This is a genomic window from Motilimonas sp. E26 (assembly GCF_021278025.1).
In the GTDB taxonomy this organism is placed as follows: domain Bacteria; phylum Pseudomonadota; class Gammaproteobacteria; order Enterobacterales; family CBDFNC01; genus Motilimonas.
Genome location: NZ_JAIBHJ010000012.1, coordinates 81,818 through 97,067, shown reverse-complemented (window position 1 = coordinate 97,067; position 15,250 = coordinate 81,818). Strand labels below are relative to the sequence as shown.

The window sequence follows — 15,250 nt, the reverse complement described above, 5'->3', positions numbered from 1 at the left end:
ATAAACTGAGTGGTAATATGAACTTTATTTTTGCAACACCAGAACAAGCAATAACGGGCTCCCTTGTGGTTCCTGTATTCAAAGATGATCTCTGCGCCCTTTCGGGTTTATCAGCTGAAGCGCAAATTAAAACCTTGATCGAACAAGAGCAGATCAGCACTAAAGCGGGTGTTGTCACCCCGTTCTTCAACGCAGAGCAACCACTGATACTTGTTGGCGCCGGCAAACGTGAAAAATTCAGTGAAAATGAACTACTCAAATTAGTACAAAACTTAGCTGTCACCCTAAAAGAAAGCCAAGCTCAACTTAGCCTCTTAGTTGACGTACTCGTTCCTGAAAAGCGTGACATTAGCTGGACCCTAACGCAAATCACTCAGCAGTGGCTCAGCAGCCTGTACAGCTACGACATCACTAAGTCAGAAAAAACACCAGTCACTAAAACCGAGCTACTGGTTTTTATTACTGAAAATACCAATGATGCCGCGGTGACGTTAGGTCAAGCCATCGCCAATGGTATGAATGTCACCAAACAGCTGGGCGATTTGCCGTCAAATATTTGTACGCCAACCTACCTCGCCAAATTTGCCGCTAAGCTGGCTGAGCAACACAGCGAGTTTGAAATAGAAGTACTTGAAGAAACAGATATGGAAGCCTTGGGCATGGGCTCATTTTTGTCAGTATCAAAAGGCAGCGATGAAGCGGCTAAGCTGATTGTGCTGCAATACCAAGGCGGCGAAGCCAATCAAGCCCCACACGTACTCGTGGGTAAAGGATTAACTTTTGACAGTGGCGGTATCAGCCTAAAGCCAGGTGCTGGCATGGAAGAAATGAAGTACGACATGGGCGGGGCCGCTGCCGTGTTAGGTACCATGCATGTCTTATCTGAACTGAAGCCTGCGTTAAACGTCATTGCTATCATAGCTGCAGCTGAGAACATGCCTTCGGCACGCGCTTCTAAGCCGGGTGACGTGGTCACTAGCATGAGTGGTAAGACCATTGAAATTATCAATACTGACGCCGAAGGCCGACTAGTATTAGCTGATGCTCTGACCTATGCAGAGCGTTTTAACCCAGCCAGTGTGGTAGATATTGCGACATTAACTGGCGCAGTGATCGTTGGTTTAGGGGTGCACCCTACTGCGGTTTATGCCAATGATGATAACTTAAGCAGCGAACTATTAGCAGCAGGGAATGAGTCATGGGATCGCGGCTGGCCAATGCCTTTATGGGACGATTACGCAGCTGAAATTACCTCTCCATTTGCTGATTTGCGTAATACCGGCTCAATTGCACGCGCGGGAGGCTCAATTACTGCCGCCATGTTCCTCAAAGCCTTTGCTGAAAAATACACTTGGGCACATTTAGACATTGCAGGTACAGCATGGCAAGGCAGTAAAGGTGCAACGGGCCGCCCGGTGCCAATGCTGACGCAATACCTACTTGCAAAGCAAGCAGAGTAAGCGCTATCTGTATTGCTTAAAATATGGCAAAGATAGCTTAACTAGCTGAAATAACACAGCAGTTAGCCGCTCGGTTAACTGCTTCTTGGTCTATTGCGCTAACCTAGTCCTTTTTTCTTCCCTCTCGTTACTTCATTATCCTGCCCAACCTGTGCATAATAGCGCCGTTAAGGAGAATTAAATGACGCGCTGCCACTGTGGTAATGATTTACCCTATGAAAAATGCTGCCAACCTTTACATTTAGGTGAATTCGCGGCCCCCACTTGTGAAGCTCTCATGCGCTCACGTTTTAGTGCTTATATTGAGCAATTAGGGGAATATTTATTTAACACTTGGCACCCCGATTATCGTGCCGACCTTACACCTGAAACCTTAGCCCAATCAGGCAAAGAAACCGATTGGCGCAGCTTGCAAATTTTAGCCAGCCAAGGTGGGCCGAATGATAGCCAAGGCTCGGTTGAATTTTGCGCTTGGTTTATGGTCAATAACGAACTGCATTATCATCACGAAATATCGCAGTTTAGCCGTGTTGATGGCGCATGGGTTTACACCGACGGGGCATTTAATCCGAATAAAAAATCACGACTACCGGGGCGCAATGATCCTTGCCCCTGTATGAGTCAAAAGAAATTTAAAGCCTGTTGTGGCAAATAATTAATTAAAAATAATTTGAGTTGAGCACTAAGATGGAACGTAAAATACTGTTAACCGATTGCCAAGATCAAAAAGGCCTAATCGCGCAAATTACCAACATTTGTTACAAGCACCAGCTAAATATCATTAAGAATAATGAGTTTGTTGATAATGACTTTGGCCGCTTCTTTATGCGTACCGAATTAGAAGGCCACTTTAATGATGCGACGTTCTTAGCCGATATTGATTCAGCACTGCCCAAAGGTGCTAATCGCAATTTAGTACAAGCTGGGCGTAAACGTATTGTTATTATGGTAACCAAAGAAGCACATGCCCTTGGTGATATCTTAATGAAGCAAGCTTACGGTGGCATGGATGTTGAAATTGCTGCGGTGATTGGTAACTACGATGCATTGGAAGACTTAGTAACTAAATTTGATATTCCTTACCACACTGTGAGCCACGAGGGTTTGTCTCGCCCTGAGCACGAAGCCAAAATTGTTGAATTGATTAATCAATATGATCCAAACTATGTGGTACTAGCAAAATACATGCGTATATTAACGCCGGAATTTGTAGCTAATTACCCGAATAAAATCATTAACATCCACCACAGTTTCTTACCTGCTTTTATCGGTGCCAGCCCATATAAGCAAGCGTTCGATCGCGGCGTTAAAATCATTGGCGCAACCTCGCACTTTGTTAATAATGATTTAGATGAAGGGCCTATCATTACCCAAGATGTGATCCACGTTGATCACAGCTTTAGTGCACAAGACATGGCGAAAGCGGGTAAAGACGTTGAAAAATTAGTATTAACGCGTGCATTGTCGCTGGTGTTAGATGAAAAAGTGTTTGTTTACGGTAACAAAACCGTCGTATTCAGATAGTCGCTTCGACATAATAAGGCCTGTTAAGCAGGCCTTAATTTACGCCACCATATCAAGCTTATGTAGTTTTAGCTCTTTATCGTAGTCAAAGCCTTCAATGATCTGATTCATGCTAATCTCGTCGTATTTAACGGGCTCGGGAACCGTTTTGTTCATTTTTTCCATCCACTGCAAGCGCGTTTTTAGACTGACATTATCCAAAACTTCTTGGCCTAAACCGCCAGTGGGATCATTTTGACATAAAGGCGTAGGTTGCAATAACTGTTGTAAGCGAACACTTGCATTAAGGCCTTGGGCCGTTAACTCACTGAACGATTTTGCTCTGTCTGCCGAAATACCAGGCCCACGAATAGGCAGAGGTTGACCTAAACCAAATTCAGCCCGTAAATCAGCCTCTGGCTTTTTCATCATAGGCTTATCGGCTAAACCAAATTGAGGTAGTTCAGGAACATCAGCACAAAGCATGCTTAACAACAACGAGAACTGCGCTCGCTGTCCGTGATGAATAGCTTGATTAAGGCTTTGCCCTAACTGCAGTTCATCGGTAAGCAAATGTTGGCGAATTTGTCCTGATATCATCTCATCACACAAGTTAGCAAGGTTAAGATTGATATCGGCACAATAGAAGAAAACATGAATAAATATTTATCTTCACTTTATAATGCAAGCCCGATACATTTTTGACTACACTTTTGTGGCTGGCTTAAATTGCTTAAAGTACTGAATAAACACTAGGAAACCTCATTGGAACCAAAAGCTTATAGTTACCACAACAAGAAAGTGCTGATCGTTGACGATCAACGTGCTTTCCAAGTCATGTTAAAAGCCATGCTCACTAACTTAGGCTGTGGCTCTGTTTCTTTTGCCGACACTGCTGAAGCGGCGGTAAAACTCTGTCGTGAAACCTCCTTTGACTTATTGTTAGTGGACTACAACCTAGGTTCAGGTAAAAATGGCCGCCAGTTACTTGAATACTTACGTAACCACAACCTAGTCAGTGTTGACGCTATGTTATTTATAGTGACGGGCGATAATTCGCGTTCAATGGTGCTTACTGCCCTTGAACTTGAGCCTGATGATTATTTAATGAAGCCTTTTTCGGGCCATCAATTAGATACTCGGGTGCAACGCTGTTACCGAAAAAAATCCGATTTAGTGGATATTTATACCGCGCTACGCGAAAAAGAATACGATAAAACAGCAGCTTACTGCCGACGTAAACTCAAAGAAGATACTCGGTACAAAAATTACTGCCGTAACTTAATGGCAGAGATGCTGATCCGCACCGAGCGCTACGACTCGGCGCAAGTCTTACTAGAAAAAATTGTTGAACAGCGTGAGTTTACTTGGGCCTGTATTACCTTAGGTAAAGTATATTTTCTGCAAGGAAAATACGACAAGTCGATCACCACTCTCGAGAAAGTCATCAAATCAAATGCCTTACTCATTGATGCCTATGAATGGCTTGGCCGGGCTTATGAAGCAAAAGGCCATCCAGAGAAGGCTCTGAGTATTGTCACTCGGGCGGCAGAGTTAGCCTACCACAGCATTGATAGGCATAAACTGCTGGCGCGTCTTGCTACCGACGCCCAAGAGTTTGACATGGCCAAAGACAGCTTTGGCGCCATTTTACAACTATCGCGTAATTCGTTTTACCCCGCTGTGGAGCATTTAGCCAACTACGTACGCAGTATTTTAGATGCCGCAAAACACACAGAAGATCCTCACCGTAGAAACCGGATCCTGCAAGATGTACATTCAGCTCTGTTCAAAGGTCGTCATGAAGAAGGCCGCCAAGAAGACTTTGATTTTGATATGTACGAGCATATTTGTCATGCCCGCGTGCATGAAGCCAAAGGTGAAATGCTAAAGGCAAAGCGCACCTTATTACACGCCATTGAACCGATTTTAGAGCAGCATGATGATGCGTCGACCGCTATATTAGCGGAGTCTATGCTAGCCTTAGCCGGCATTGGTGAATATGAATATGCCGAGGCAATGGCCGATACCTTAGCCACACGTGATGTGCTTGATGATGTCACCAGTAAAACATTGGAAAAAGTGGCTCAAGGTGAAATGAAAGAAACCCTCGCCGCATTCAAAGATCTTAATAAAATGGGTAAGCAAGCATACGAGCATGGTGATTTTGAAGCCGCTCGAGGCTATTTTGATCGCGCCTTGAAAAAAGCGCCAATGAACTCAGGTGCTGCAATTAATAAACTTCAGGCCAGTATTAAATTGCTATTAGCGGATAAAAAGCAAGCACGTAAATTCATTGAAGAATGTGAAAGCTGTATTAGCACCTTAGAAGGCGTGCCTTTATCCGGCGCGCACAGAGAACGATTCCTAGCCTTAAAAGCAGATTTTCATCAAGCAGCTCGAATGCCAGGGAAAAAATAGCGCGACATGCAGCAGGCAATATTTTTGATTGCCTGCTGCATGGTTTTGGCTAACGACTTCTCACTGCTAACTACTTTGCTCGTCACGTAGATGAGGGGAATCAAAGTCAAGTTGAGGGCCGACAGGAATAACCTGAGTCGGATTAATCATAGTATGACTAAAATAATAATGACGCTTGATGTGTTCCATATTAACCGTGCCAGCGATACCTTGCATTTGATATAACTCTTTTAAATAGCCCTGCAAGTGAGGGTAATCAGCAATGCGCTTATGATTACACTTAAAATGCCCCACATATACTGCATCAAACCGTACTAATGTCGTGAATAAACGCCAATCGGCTTCAGTCAACGTATCACCAACCAAATAGCGTTGCTTGCCAAGTAAGCCATTTAGATGGTCAAGCTCATTAAACAATTCCGTAAAGGCTTGTTCATACGCTTGTTGAGTGGTAGCAAAACCACATCGATACACACCATTGTTTACTCGTTCATATACTCTTTGATTAATGGCTTCTATTTCTGGTCGTAACGCTAACGGGTAGTAATCTTGGTTATTACCTGTTAGCTCGTTAAATGCAGAGTTGAGGATACGAATGATCTCGGCCGATTCATTATTAACGATAGACTGGGTGTGCTTGTCCCATAAAATAGGCACAGTCACGCGCCCAGTGTATTGCGGATCGGCTTTTTGATAAACCTGATAGAGATAGTCATTTTGATAAAGATCATCCACCAGCCCAGCTTGTTGATCAAACTCCCAGCCGTTTTCAAGCATATCAGGACTGACCACAGAAACACTAATATGTTCGGTTAAACCTTTTAGCTGACGAAAGATCAAGGCGCGGTGCGCCCAAGGACAAGCTAAGGAAACATATAGATGATAGCGCCCAGACTCCGCGAAAAAGCCGGCTTCACTATCGGGTGTGATTTGAAAGCGAAACTGACTTTGCTCTCGCTTGAATTCACCTTGGCTTTTTTCGGTATCATACCACTGGTCTTGCCACTGACCTTTTACTAATAATCCCATCATTCCTCCCTTGTTAGTTTATTAAGTGTAATTAATAAAAATTCGATAACAAGCTAGATAATTCGCCAAAACCATTCAATTAATTAGAACTTTTTACCAACATTATCACTTTGCCCTCTCCCTATCTCCTGTAGCAAGCCAGATTCTTTCGCCTATACTCAGCTAAGGCATTAGTAGGGAAAGGGTTATGTCTGAACGCATTAAAGAACCATTAAGTGAATGCCAACATCATTGCCAGTATGTTGATCACTTAGGTGCGCAATGTGAAGCAGCAGCAGGCTCGTCAGGACTGTGTTTTTGGCACGATCCCAATACCGATAAGTCAGGTGAGGATATAGCCAGCCGCTTAGAACAATATGCCGCTCAAGGCGGAATGCTTCACGGCTTAGCGCTACAACACGCTAATTTAGAGGGCGTTAATCTAGTAAAGCGTCATTCTAAAACCGGTTATGATTTAACCGCCTGTGATTTCTACCGTGCCAACCTGCGCGGCGCCCACTTATTTAACGCCTCGATTTGCAAAGGCAGCCTAATGAAGGCCGATTTAACAGGAGCGAATATTCATTGCGTACACTTAGAGGAATGCAATTTACTTGGCGTTAAGCTGATTAAAGCGAAAATAGATAATGTAAAAATTGGTAAAAAACTACTGCAAGAACAACGCGCCGAACAAGCCTTAAAAGAAAATGATCTGAACTCCGCTTGGGATAACTACGAGCAGGCAGAAGAAATTTATCGTGATTTACGTAAAGCCAGTGAACAACAAGGATTATTTACACTCGCAGGCCCCTTCTTACAGCAAGAGCTAAAAATGCGGCGTTATCAAATGCCAAAATGGTCATTTGCACGGTTATTTTCTAAAACAGTCGATTTATTCTGTGGTTATGGTGAAGACCCACTGCGCGTGGTGTTGTTTTCGATTTTACTGATTATTGTCAGTGCTATTTTTTACTTTATTTTTGGTATTAGCTTTGCTGGTGAAATTGTTTCCTTCAATGTTAATCACAGCATAATGGAAAATTTTATCTCGTTGCTCGAATGTCTCTATTACAGCGTAGTCACCTTTACCACCCTAGGCTATGGTGACTTTACCCCGATAGGCCTATCACGCGGCATGGCGGCAATAGAAGCCTTCACTGGTAGCTTTACTATTGCCTTATTCGTGGTGGTATTTGTAAAAAAAATGACTCGTTAAAGTCTTTTCATTTATGCTGGATAAGCCCGACTATTACAGGTAAATTAGCTGCTAATTTAATCACCTGCAGTATATTAACGGACTAATTGCCATGCCTGCTAACCTCAGCCTAACCATTGCCATGATCATTTGGGGCAGCTCATACATCGCACTCAAACATGCCATTCAGTTTTATCCCCCTGAATGGGTCATGTTTTTACGCATGTCTATTACTTTGATTTGCTGCGCTTGCTTATGGCGCTGGGTACGTCAATTTAACTATCAGTCAGGCGACTGGAAACTACTACTGTTAATGAGCGCAGCTGAGCCTTGCTTATTTTTTTGGTTTGAAGGCCAAGCGTTACTTTATACTTCTGCCGCGCAAGCGGGCGTATTAGTGTCTTGCCTACCCATTTTTGTCGCAGTTTTGGCATGGTTTTTCCTAAAAGAGCGATGCTCTAGTGCCATTGCGGTGGGCTTTTTATTTTGCATTGGCGGCAGTATTTTACTGTCTGTGGTATCAAATACCTCCGAGCACGCACCAAACCCACTTTTGGGTAACGCGCTGGAAATGGGTGCCATGTTTTTTGCCGCGGTTTATACCCTGTGTGTGAAAAAACTATCCACGCGTTACTCGCCGCTTAGCTTGATTGCCTTACAAGGGATCAGTGGCAGCTTATTTTTTGCTCCCCAAGCGTTTGTTATCCCGTTCCCTGCAGAACAAGACTTAATGAGTTTGTTCTGCATTGTTTATCTTGGGGCTTTTGTTACGATTGGTGCTTACGGACTCTATAATTACGCCATCGCCAAAGTGAGCGTTTTAAAAGTGGCGGCATTTTCAAACCTGATCCCTGTTTTTGCGTTACTACTCGCCGTTTTATTACTGGGTGAAACTATTTCACTATTACAAGGGCTGGCCATTGCCTGTATCTTTATCGGCGTTTACATTAGTCAGCAGCATAAAAAAACGGCCCCTACGGCAGAGAAACCAATTGGCCAAAGCTAACATATGCCCAATCACCCCAGAGATACTTTGGGTATAGGATCCAGATTGAATCTTATTTATAGCTGCACTAGTATGTGGCCACATTCTGAATTGGATTTTTATCATGAAAATTGTCTCTTTTAACATCAATGGCCTGCGCGCACGCCTACATCAGCTGCAAGCGTTAATAGAAAAGCACCAGCCTGACGTCATTGGCCTGCAAGAAATTAAAGTTCACGATGATGCTTTTCCACTCGCAGACGTTGAAGCCATGGGTTATCACGTTTATTTTCATGGTCAAAAAGCCCATTACGGCGTAGCTATGCTGTGTAAGCAAAAGCCCCTTGCGGTACAAAAAGGCTTTGCGACCGATTCTGAAGATGCCCAACGTCGCATGATCATGGTCACGGTCGCAGACGCAAACGGCGAACCGGTGCGAATTTTGAATGGCTATTTCCCACAAGGTGACAATATTAACCATGAAACCAAGTATCCTTACAAACGCCAATTCTACCTCGACTTACAGCAGTATTTAGAAACCCAGCACCAGGCTGGCGAACAGCTGATTGTGATGGGAGATATCAATATTTCGCCAACTGATCTTGATATCGGGATCGGCGACATCAATGCAAAGCGCTGGCTAAAAACCGGTAAATGTAGCTTTCAGCCTGAAGAGCGAGAATGGCTCGCGCGCTTAACCAACTGGGGTTTAGTTGATACCTTCCGTCAATTAAATCCAACGGTTAGTGATCAATACAGCTGGTTTGATTACCGCTCAAAAGGTTTTGATGATAATCGCGGCCTACGTATTGATGTGATCCTTGCTACGGCATCCTTAGCTGAGAAAGCCACCGAATCTGGTATTGATTATGAACTCCGCGGCATTGAAAAGCCCTCTGATCATGCCCCCATTTGGACCAGTTTTAGTAACTAATTTATCTCAAACGGATGAGCGAGTATCCGTTCGCTCATCTGCCTTACCAGTGAAACAAAATAATGAATTATTGGCTGTTTAAAACCGAACCCGACGAATACAGTATCCGCGATCTACAACTAGCGCCAAACCAAACCGCAAAATGGGATGGCATTCGAAACTATCAAGCGCGAAACTTTTTAAGAGATAAAGTGGCCGAGGGCGACTTAGTATTTATGTACCACAGCCAATGTAAGCAAATTGGCATAGTTGGCGTGGCCGAAATTGTTCGCGCCGCCTACCCTGATCCCGCACAATACGATGAAAACAGCAAATATTTTGATGCTAAATCCACCTTTGATACCCCCCGCTGGTTTTGTGTGGATATTAAGCACAAATTGACCTACCCACGCGTGATCAGCCTTGGACGAATTAAAGCGCAGCCAGAATTAGCTAGTATGATATTGGTTAAACAAGGGCGGCTTTCGGTGCAGCCCGTTACCGAGCAAGAATGGCAACAAATTGAGGCTATGGTTTAACTTTCTGCGACAGCTCTTAAGGTAACGCGTTACAAGCGCTGTCACTATCTCCATTGGGTTAGCATTCGCTCTAGGCTAATCGCACCCGATAGAGGTATTTAAATCACCTCACTGTTACTGATATTTTTCATATTCCTGATATTTATCAATCCAGATCACACTTTTTTTGTTAATCTGTCGGCCTTTTTCATTCACTTGTAGCTGAGCCTGAACTTTGGAAACACAAAAAAATCCGTTTGATTCACTAATGCCGACTGAAATGGCGAAAAAAGCCGAAGAAGTTGGGATCTATAAAGCAACGAAAAACCCCTTTCAATCTTTAGTGCTGGCGATTTCTGCCGGTGTATTTATTTCCATCGCCTTTGTTTTTTACACCACGGTGACCATCGGCACAGCTGACATGGCCTACGGTATTTCTCATTTAGTGGGTGGCTTAGCGTTTAGTTTAGGGCTTATTTTAGTGGTAATTTGCGGCGGAGATTTATTTACTTCGTCAGTACTCACTACCATCGCCAGAGCCAGTGGTCGCATTAGCAGCTCACAGTTATTAAAAAACTGGGCCACTGTTTATGTTGGCAACTTAATTGGCGCGGCTTTTTTTGTACTGTTGGTTTGGTTTGCCAAACTTCACTTAGTGGCAAACGGCGCATGGGGGGTGAATGCAATGAATATTGCCCAGCACAAACTCCATCATGATTTTACCCAAGCGGTTGCGCTAGGATTACTGTGTAACTTGCTGGTTTGCTTAGCCACTTGGATGACGTTTTCTTGTCGCAGTGCCACCGACAAAGTAGTAGTGATGCTGTTACCCGTTGCTATGTTTGTTGCCACAGGGTTTGAACACAGTATTGCGAATATGTTTATGGTGCCAATGGGGATAATGGTTCACACTTTTGCCGACGCTGCCTTTTGGCAAAATGTTGGACTAGAGCCCGCATTATACGCTGACTTAACGTTAAAGCAGTTTGTGTTACATAACCTTATTCCGGTCACTATCGGTAACATACTCGGCGGATTATTGGTGGGGATGACTTACTGGATTATCCATTTAAAACCTAAAGTGTAACTCGACCAACTTGCTATAAGTGAGAAAACTTACTTTGTCATACCCAAGCAACGAACGCTTAAATAACTAGGTAAACTAATTTGCGTTCGTTCGCTTACTTTTATCGCGCAAGTCTAGCCTTAGGGTAAAACGGTAAATCGAGTTAAACCAATCAGCTGCCCTGACTCTGTTTCCACTTTAACTTGCCAGCTACCTTCCGCGTTACTTGGAAAGTTCATTTTATGGGTCCAGGCGCGATACCCTTCACTTCGTCCACCGCTAATATTCAATATAATACGATCAACTTCTTTCTGGTTGTGTAACCAAACATGGTAAATTTTTTCATTTAAGCCACGTGGAGCTTTAACAGCGGTCCAACTGTATAGCCCTAGGCGGTGAAGTGCTGCGGCATCTAACTCTTTAATACTATCCCCTGGTTTTTTTTGTTCGAGATCAAGTTCATGAGATAAAGTGATAGCTGTTAAACGTAAGGCTGCAGGAGGGATCAAACTAGGTAACATCCAAACGACCAAGCTCAATATACAGAGCAATGAAATAATAAAAGGAAATCGCCACCAGTGACCATTTGCCATAAAAATACCTATGCTTGGTATAGTTACAACAATGGTAACTAATAATGCGGTTGATAAGCTTTGACTGGTCGTTAGATGAAATAAAACGGGCAATGTTACTAGTAATACGACAAATAAAGCAAAGCTATGAAAAATAGAGAAGAGCGTGCGGTTCAAGGCAAGTTTTTTATAATAAAGTGGATCGACCAATGAAATGAAGGCGCAAAAAACAATCAAGGAAGTAAAAATGGCCTGGGGATGGTCCCATTGAGTGACAGCGAGAAAAAAGGGTAATGCAAAAAACAAGCTTTCCTGATGCACCATTTGTAATGCGAAGCGCATAATGTTAGGAGATAATGTCACACCGAAACGGCGCTCCAGTCGATCTCTTGCCCAATTATCAATAAGTAACCAGAGCCAACTGAGCAGCAAAAATATAGCCATCAATTGAGCGAGAGATTCTTTACGTTCAACTAATACATAACTCGCCACACCTGAACAAAAAGCCAACACGGCAAGAAGGCCCGGTTTCTTTTTCATAAAATAAAATAATTTTATGATCAGGTTTTTAAACTCATTCATTAAGTAAACAATCCATTCCCATGGTGTATGCTCGTTTTTTCTGTAAATAATTTATAATATTACTGATTTTAACCCCATCGTAAGTTAATAATCGACTGAAAAGCCAGTGTGAAACTACAAAAAATGTGAATATTGGGAGCAACCTTTACGACGAGAGCAAACCTTAACGCCTCCAGCCATAAGGTTAAAGCTAATCGCTCAGCTGTTGATATTACTGGCGGTATAAAGCTAAAAACCACCGCTATAAAAACCAACTAATCAATAGGTCTTATAACGATGGCTTACTAAGGTTTCAACTTACATAGCAAGCTATGTCTTACCAACCTTTTACAACACTACCTTGAAACAATTCTTGAGCCTTGTTGTAAACAGCTTCAGACTGGAATGCTTGAATAAATTGCACAACTCTTTCATCGTTCTTGTTATCTTCACGCGTTGCAATAATGTTCACATAAGGTGAATCTTTATCTTCAACAAACAAGCCATCACGTGTCGGTAATAAGTCAATTGATGAAGCATAAGTGGTATTAATGACCGCTAACGATACATCATCTAATGAACGAGGAAGTTGTGCCGCTTCTAATTCAATTAGCTCGAAGTTTTTCGGGTTGTCAACAATATCCATAATACTGGCATTTAAACCTGCATCTGCTTTTAAGGTGAACAAACCTTGCTTTGCTAACAATATAAGCGAGCGGCCTTGGTTAGTTGGGTCATTAGGAACTGCTATTTTAGCCCCCTCTTCAAGCTCACTGACATTTTTGACGGTTTTAGAGTAGCCTGCGATCGGGTAAACAAAGGTATTAGCAACATTGGCTAGCTTGAAACCACGATCTTTGATCATGGTGTCTAGGTAGGGTTGGTGCTGAAATGCATTGGCATCAATACTGCCGTCAGATAAGGCAATATTAGGTGTCACGTAATCGGTAAAAGTGACCACTTCAACATTGAGATTAAATTTCTCTAGTGCAACTCTTTTCGCTTCTTCGACTAATTGCGCTTCAGAACCCGCAATCGCACCGACTTTTAGGGTTTGTACTTGTGCGACAGGCGCCTCTGCAGGCGCTTGCTCAGTCACAGCTTTATCACCACAACCTGTTAATAATAACGCGGCTGCCACAGCAGACGAGCCAAACCAGTGTTTTAACGTTAGCTTCATTTTGATTTCCATTATCTATGGTCGACTTTATTCACTAGGTAATCACCTAGCATTTGTATTACCTGCACTAATGCAATAAGCACAATGACAGTAATAATGAGTATTTGCGGCTCAAAACGGTGAAAGCCGTAACGGATACCAACATCACCTAACCCCCCACCGCCCACTGCGCCAGCCATGGCAGAGTAGTTCACTAAGGTAACCAAAGTGATGGTGATGCTATTGATAATACCCGGCAAGGCCTCTGGCAAGCAGACTTTGCAAATAATTTGTAATGGCGTAGCGCCCATCGCATTGGCTGCTTCAACTAAGCCTGAAGGTACTTCCATTAGCGCCCCTTCAATTAAGCGTGCCACAAAGGGAATAGCGGCAATGGTCAAAGGTACTGTTGCGGCTAAGGTGCCAATGGAGCTACCAACGATGATGCGAGTAAGTGGAATAATGGCCACTAGCAAAATAATAAAAGGTACAGAGCGACCAATATTTACGGAAATACCTAAAATATGGTTAAGGGTTGGATTCGCCCACAACTCTCCCGCTTTGGTGTTGTGTAATAACACGCCTAGCGGGATGCCAAATACACAACTAATTAAGCCCGATAGCCCGACCATCATTAGGGTTTCGCCAAAGGCCTGTGTTAATAACGCTATCATGGCTTCAGACATTAGCCTGCACCTCTAGATAATAAGTGGAAAAAATGAAGATGGATGTTTGGCCGATAAATAGCCTAAATAAACTGACTGCTTTAGACATAGCCCAGCACCTCTACGCTAATATGATGCTCAAGCAAAAACTGAATGGCTAAATCTGTTTGCTCGGATTCGCCAAACAACTCGGCGAGCATATAGCCAAATTTAACGCCACCAGCGTAGTCCATATTGGCACTTAAGATACTCACATCAACATGGTACTTACGGCTAAGTTCTGAAATCAACGGCGCATCAACACTGGCCCCTGAAAAGCCAAGGCGTACTAAAGGAAATGAGCCCTGTTGAGGAGACGGAGCAAGGCGCATTTGGTAGTCATAGGGGATTTCAATATGTATCGTGGCCGCGATAAAGCGTTTCGCTAATTCTGTTTTCGGGTGTGAGAAAAAGTCAGCCACGCTATTTTTCTCAATTAGCTCGCCGCGATCAATAATAGCCACTTGATCGCAAATCGTTTTTATCACTTCCATTTCATGGGTGATCATCAAAATGGTGATTTGCAGCTTGTGGTTAATGTCTTTAAGTAAATTCAAGATCGACTTTGTGGTTTCAGGATCGAGTGCCGATGTCGCTTCATCACACAACAATACCTTAGGCGATGTTGCCAATGCGCGCGCAATCGCAACACGCTGTTTTTGTCCACCACTTAGTTGAGCTGGATACACATTCGCTTTATCGGTTAAACCAACTAATGCTAACAACTCTGCGACGCGCTGCTTGATTTTGGCCCCTTCATAACGTTCAAACTCTAATGGTAAGGCGATATTTTCGGCGACTGTGCGTGACGACAACAAGTTGAAGTGCTGAAAAATCATGCCGATTTTTCTACGTGCTTGGCCTAATTCTGTTTTGTTTAGCGAGGTTAATTCCGTGTCATCCACAATGACTTTGCCAGAATCAGGCCGCTCTAATAGGTTAACACAGCGGATCAGTGTACTTTTCCCCGCGCCTGACGCCCCTATCACACCAAAAATTTGGCCCGCTTCAATGTTAAGATTGACATGATTAAGAGCGACAACTTGTTGTTCTCCCTTGCCAAATATCTTATTAATATTTTCCAGTTGGATCATAGTGTTGGTAATGTCCCGAGTACAGACTAAGTGCAAAAGCAGTGATATTCGCTGTTAAAATTAAACCAGCAGGTTGTTAGGCCTAATAATA

Annotated in this window: 15 protein-coding genes; 9 read left to right on the top strand and 6 right to left on the bottom strand. The window is 43.3% G+C overall.

Annotated features, from left to right (window positions below):
• The first annotated feature begins 17 nt into the window (after positions 1–17).
• From K1M91_RS11970 to purU, 3 genes are all read left to right on the top strand, one after another.
• Positions 18–1,460 (top strand): leucyl aminopeptidase, encoded by a 1,443-nt coding sequence (locus K1M91_RS11970; protein WP_232801996.1) that lies wholly within the window; start codon positions 18–20, stop codon positions 1,458–1,460.
• 181 nt (positions 1,461–1,641) lie between these two features.
• Positions 1,642–2,115, top strand: a complete 474-nt coding sequence (locus tag K1M91_RS11965) for a YchJ family protein (RefSeq protein WP_232801995.1) — start codon at positions 1,642–1,644, stop codon at positions 2,113–2,115.
• A 32-nt stretch (positions 2,116–2,147) separates the two neighbouring features.
• The gene (gene purU / locus K1M91_RS11960; protein WP_232801994.1) at positions 2,148–2,984 is read left to right on the top strand and encodes a formyltetrahydrofolate deformylase; all 837 of its coding nucleotides are present in this window, start codon (positions 2,148–2,150) and stop codon (positions 2,982–2,984) included.
• A 39-nt stretch (positions 2,985–3,023) separates the two neighbouring features.
• On the opposite strand, the gene K1M91_RS11955 is transcribed toward purU, so the two are convergent.
• Positions 3,024–3,563, bottom strand: a complete 540-nt coding sequence (locus tag K1M91_RS11955) for a VC2046/SO_2500 family protein (RefSeq protein WP_232801993.1) — start codon at positions 3,561–3,563, stop codon at positions 3,024–3,026.
• A 165-nt stretch (positions 3,564–3,728) separates the two neighbouring features.
• On the opposite strand from K1M91_RS11955, the gene K1M91_RS11950 reads away from it, so the two are divergent.
• On the top strand, positions 3,729–5,384 hold the full coding sequence (locus K1M91_RS11950; RefSeq protein ID WP_232801992.1) for a response regulator: 1,656 nt from the start codon (positions 3,729–3,731) through the stop codon (positions 5,382–5,384).
• A 66-nt stretch (positions 5,385–5,450) separates the two neighbouring features.
• Here the strand turns inward: K1M91_RS11950 and K1M91_RS11945 are convergent, their stop codons facing one another.
• A complete protein-coding gene (locus tag K1M91_RS11945) occupies positions 5,451–6,413 on the bottom strand; it encodes a glutathione S-transferase family protein (protein ID WP_232802020.1) in 963 nt (320 codons plus the stop codon).
• A gap of 187 nt (positions 6,414–6,600) precedes the next feature.
• Here K1M91_RS11945 and K1M91_RS11940 point away from each other — a divergent pair, with 187 nt between their 5' ends.
• The 5 genes from K1M91_RS11940 (at position 6,601) to focA (ending at position 11,090) form a co-directional block, all read left to right on the top strand.
• The gene (locus tag K1M91_RS11940) at positions 6,601–7,608 is read left to right on the top strand and encodes an ion channel (RefSeq protein WP_232801991.1); all 1,008 of its coding nucleotides are present in this window, start codon (positions 6,601–6,603) and stop codon (positions 7,606–7,608) included.
• Positions 7,609–7,699: 91 nt separating this feature from the next.
• Positions 7,700–8,593 (top strand): DMT family transporter, encoded by an 894-nt coding sequence (locus K1M91_RS11935; RefSeq protein ID WP_232801990.1) that lies wholly within the window; start codon positions 7,700–7,702, stop codon positions 8,591–8,593.
• 103 nt (positions 8,594–8,696) lie between these two features.
• Positions 8,697–9,506, top strand: coding sequence for an exodeoxyribonuclease III (gene xthA, locus K1M91_RS11930; RefSeq protein ID WP_232801989.1), 810 nt, complete (start codon positions 8,697–8,699; stop codon positions 9,504–9,506).
• Positions 9,507–9,568: 62 nt separating this feature from the next.
• Positions 9,569–10,024 (top strand): EVE domain-containing protein, encoded by a 456-nt coding sequence (locus K1M91_RS11925; protein ID WP_232801988.1) that lies wholly within the window; start codon positions 9,569–9,571, stop codon positions 10,022–10,024.
• Positions 10,025–10,238: 214 nt separating this feature from the next.
• On the top strand, positions 10,239–11,090 hold the full coding sequence (gene focA, locus K1M91_RS11920) for a formate transporter FocA (protein WP_232801987.1): 852 nt from the start codon (positions 10,239–10,241) through the stop codon (positions 11,088–11,090).
• Positions 11,091–11,209: 119 nt separating this feature from the next.
• Here focA and K1M91_RS11915 read toward each other — a convergent pair whose 3' ends face one another.
• From K1M91_RS11915 to metN, 4 genes are all read right to left on the bottom strand, one after another.
• Positions 11,210–12,223: a DUF5924 family protein gene (locus K1M91_RS11915; RefSeq protein ID WP_232801986.1), complete on the bottom strand. Its 1,014-nt coding sequence runs from the start codon at positions 12,221–12,223 to the stop codon at positions 11,210–11,212.
• Between the two features lie 316 nt (positions 12,224–12,539).
• Complete coding sequence (gene metQ / locus K1M91_RS11910; RefSeq protein ID WP_232801985.1) at positions 12,540–13,382, bottom strand: methionine ABC transporter substrate-binding lipoprotein MetQ; 843 nt, start codon at positions 13,380–13,382, stop codon at positions 12,540–12,542.
• 11 nt (positions 13,383–13,393) lie between these two features.
• Complete coding sequence (locus K1M91_RS11905; RefSeq protein ID WP_232801984.1) at positions 13,394–14,047, bottom strand: methionine ABC transporter permease; 654 nt, start codon at positions 14,045–14,047, stop codon at positions 13,394–13,396.
• Positions 14,048–14,127: 80 nt separating this feature from the next.
• Positions 14,128–15,159 carry a methionine ABC transporter ATP-binding protein MetN gene (gene metN, locus K1M91_RS11900; RefSeq protein ID WP_232801983.1) on the bottom strand — a complete coding sequence of 344 codons (1,032 nt, stop codon included), beginning with the start codon at positions 15,157–15,159 and terminating at the stop codon, positions 14,128–14,130.
• Positions 15,160–15,250: the final 91 nt, after the last annotated feature.

Coding starts and splice junctions, on each gene's coding strand:
- K1M91_RS11940 (WP_232801991.1), top strand. CDS start 6,601: ATGTCTGAACGCATTAAAGAACCATTAAGTGAATGCCAACATCATTGC.
- K1M91_RS11905 (WP_232801984.1), bottom strand. CDS start 14,047: ATGTCTGAAGCCATGATAGCGTTATTAACACAGGCCTTTGGCGAAACC.
- purU (WP_232801994.1), top strand. CDS start 2,148: ATGGAACGTAAAATACTGTTAACCGATTGCCAAGATCAAAAAGGCCTA.
- K1M91_RS11925 (WP_232801988.1), top strand. CDS start 9,569: ATGAATTATTGGCTGTTTAAAACCGAACCCGACGAATACAGTATCCGC.
- K1M91_RS11935 (WP_232801990.1), top strand. CDS start 7,700: ATGCCTGCTAACCTCAGCCTAACCATTGCCATGATCATTTGGGGCAGC.
- K1M91_RS11970 (WP_232801996.1), top strand. CDS start 18: ATGAACTTTATTTTTGCAACACCAGAACAAGCAATAACGGGCTCCCTT.
- K1M91_RS11945 (WP_232802020.1), bottom strand. CDS start 6,413: ATGGGATTATTAGTAAAAGGTCAGTGGCAAGACCAGTGGTATGATACC.
- K1M91_RS11965 (WP_232801995.1), top strand. CDS start 1,642: ATGACGCGCTGCCACTGTGGTAATGATTTACCCTATGAAAAATGCTGC.
- K1M91_RS11955 (WP_232801993.1), bottom strand. CDS start 3,563: ATGATATCAGGACAAATTCGCCAACATTTGCTTACCGATGAACTGCAG.
- K1M91_RS11915 (WP_232801986.1), bottom strand. CDS start 12,223: ATGAATGAGTTTAAAAACCTGATCATAAAATTATTTTATTTTATGAAA.
- metQ (WP_232801985.1), bottom strand. CDS start 13,382: ATGAAGCTAACGTTAAAACACTGGTTTGGCTCGTCTGCTGTGGCAGCC.
- metN (WP_232801983.1), bottom strand. CDS start 15,159: ATGATCCAACTGGAAAATATTAATAAGATATTTGGCAAGGGAGAACAA.
- xthA (WP_232801989.1), top strand. CDS start 8,697: ATGAAAATTGTCTCTTTTAACATCAATGGCCTGCGCGCACGCCTACAT.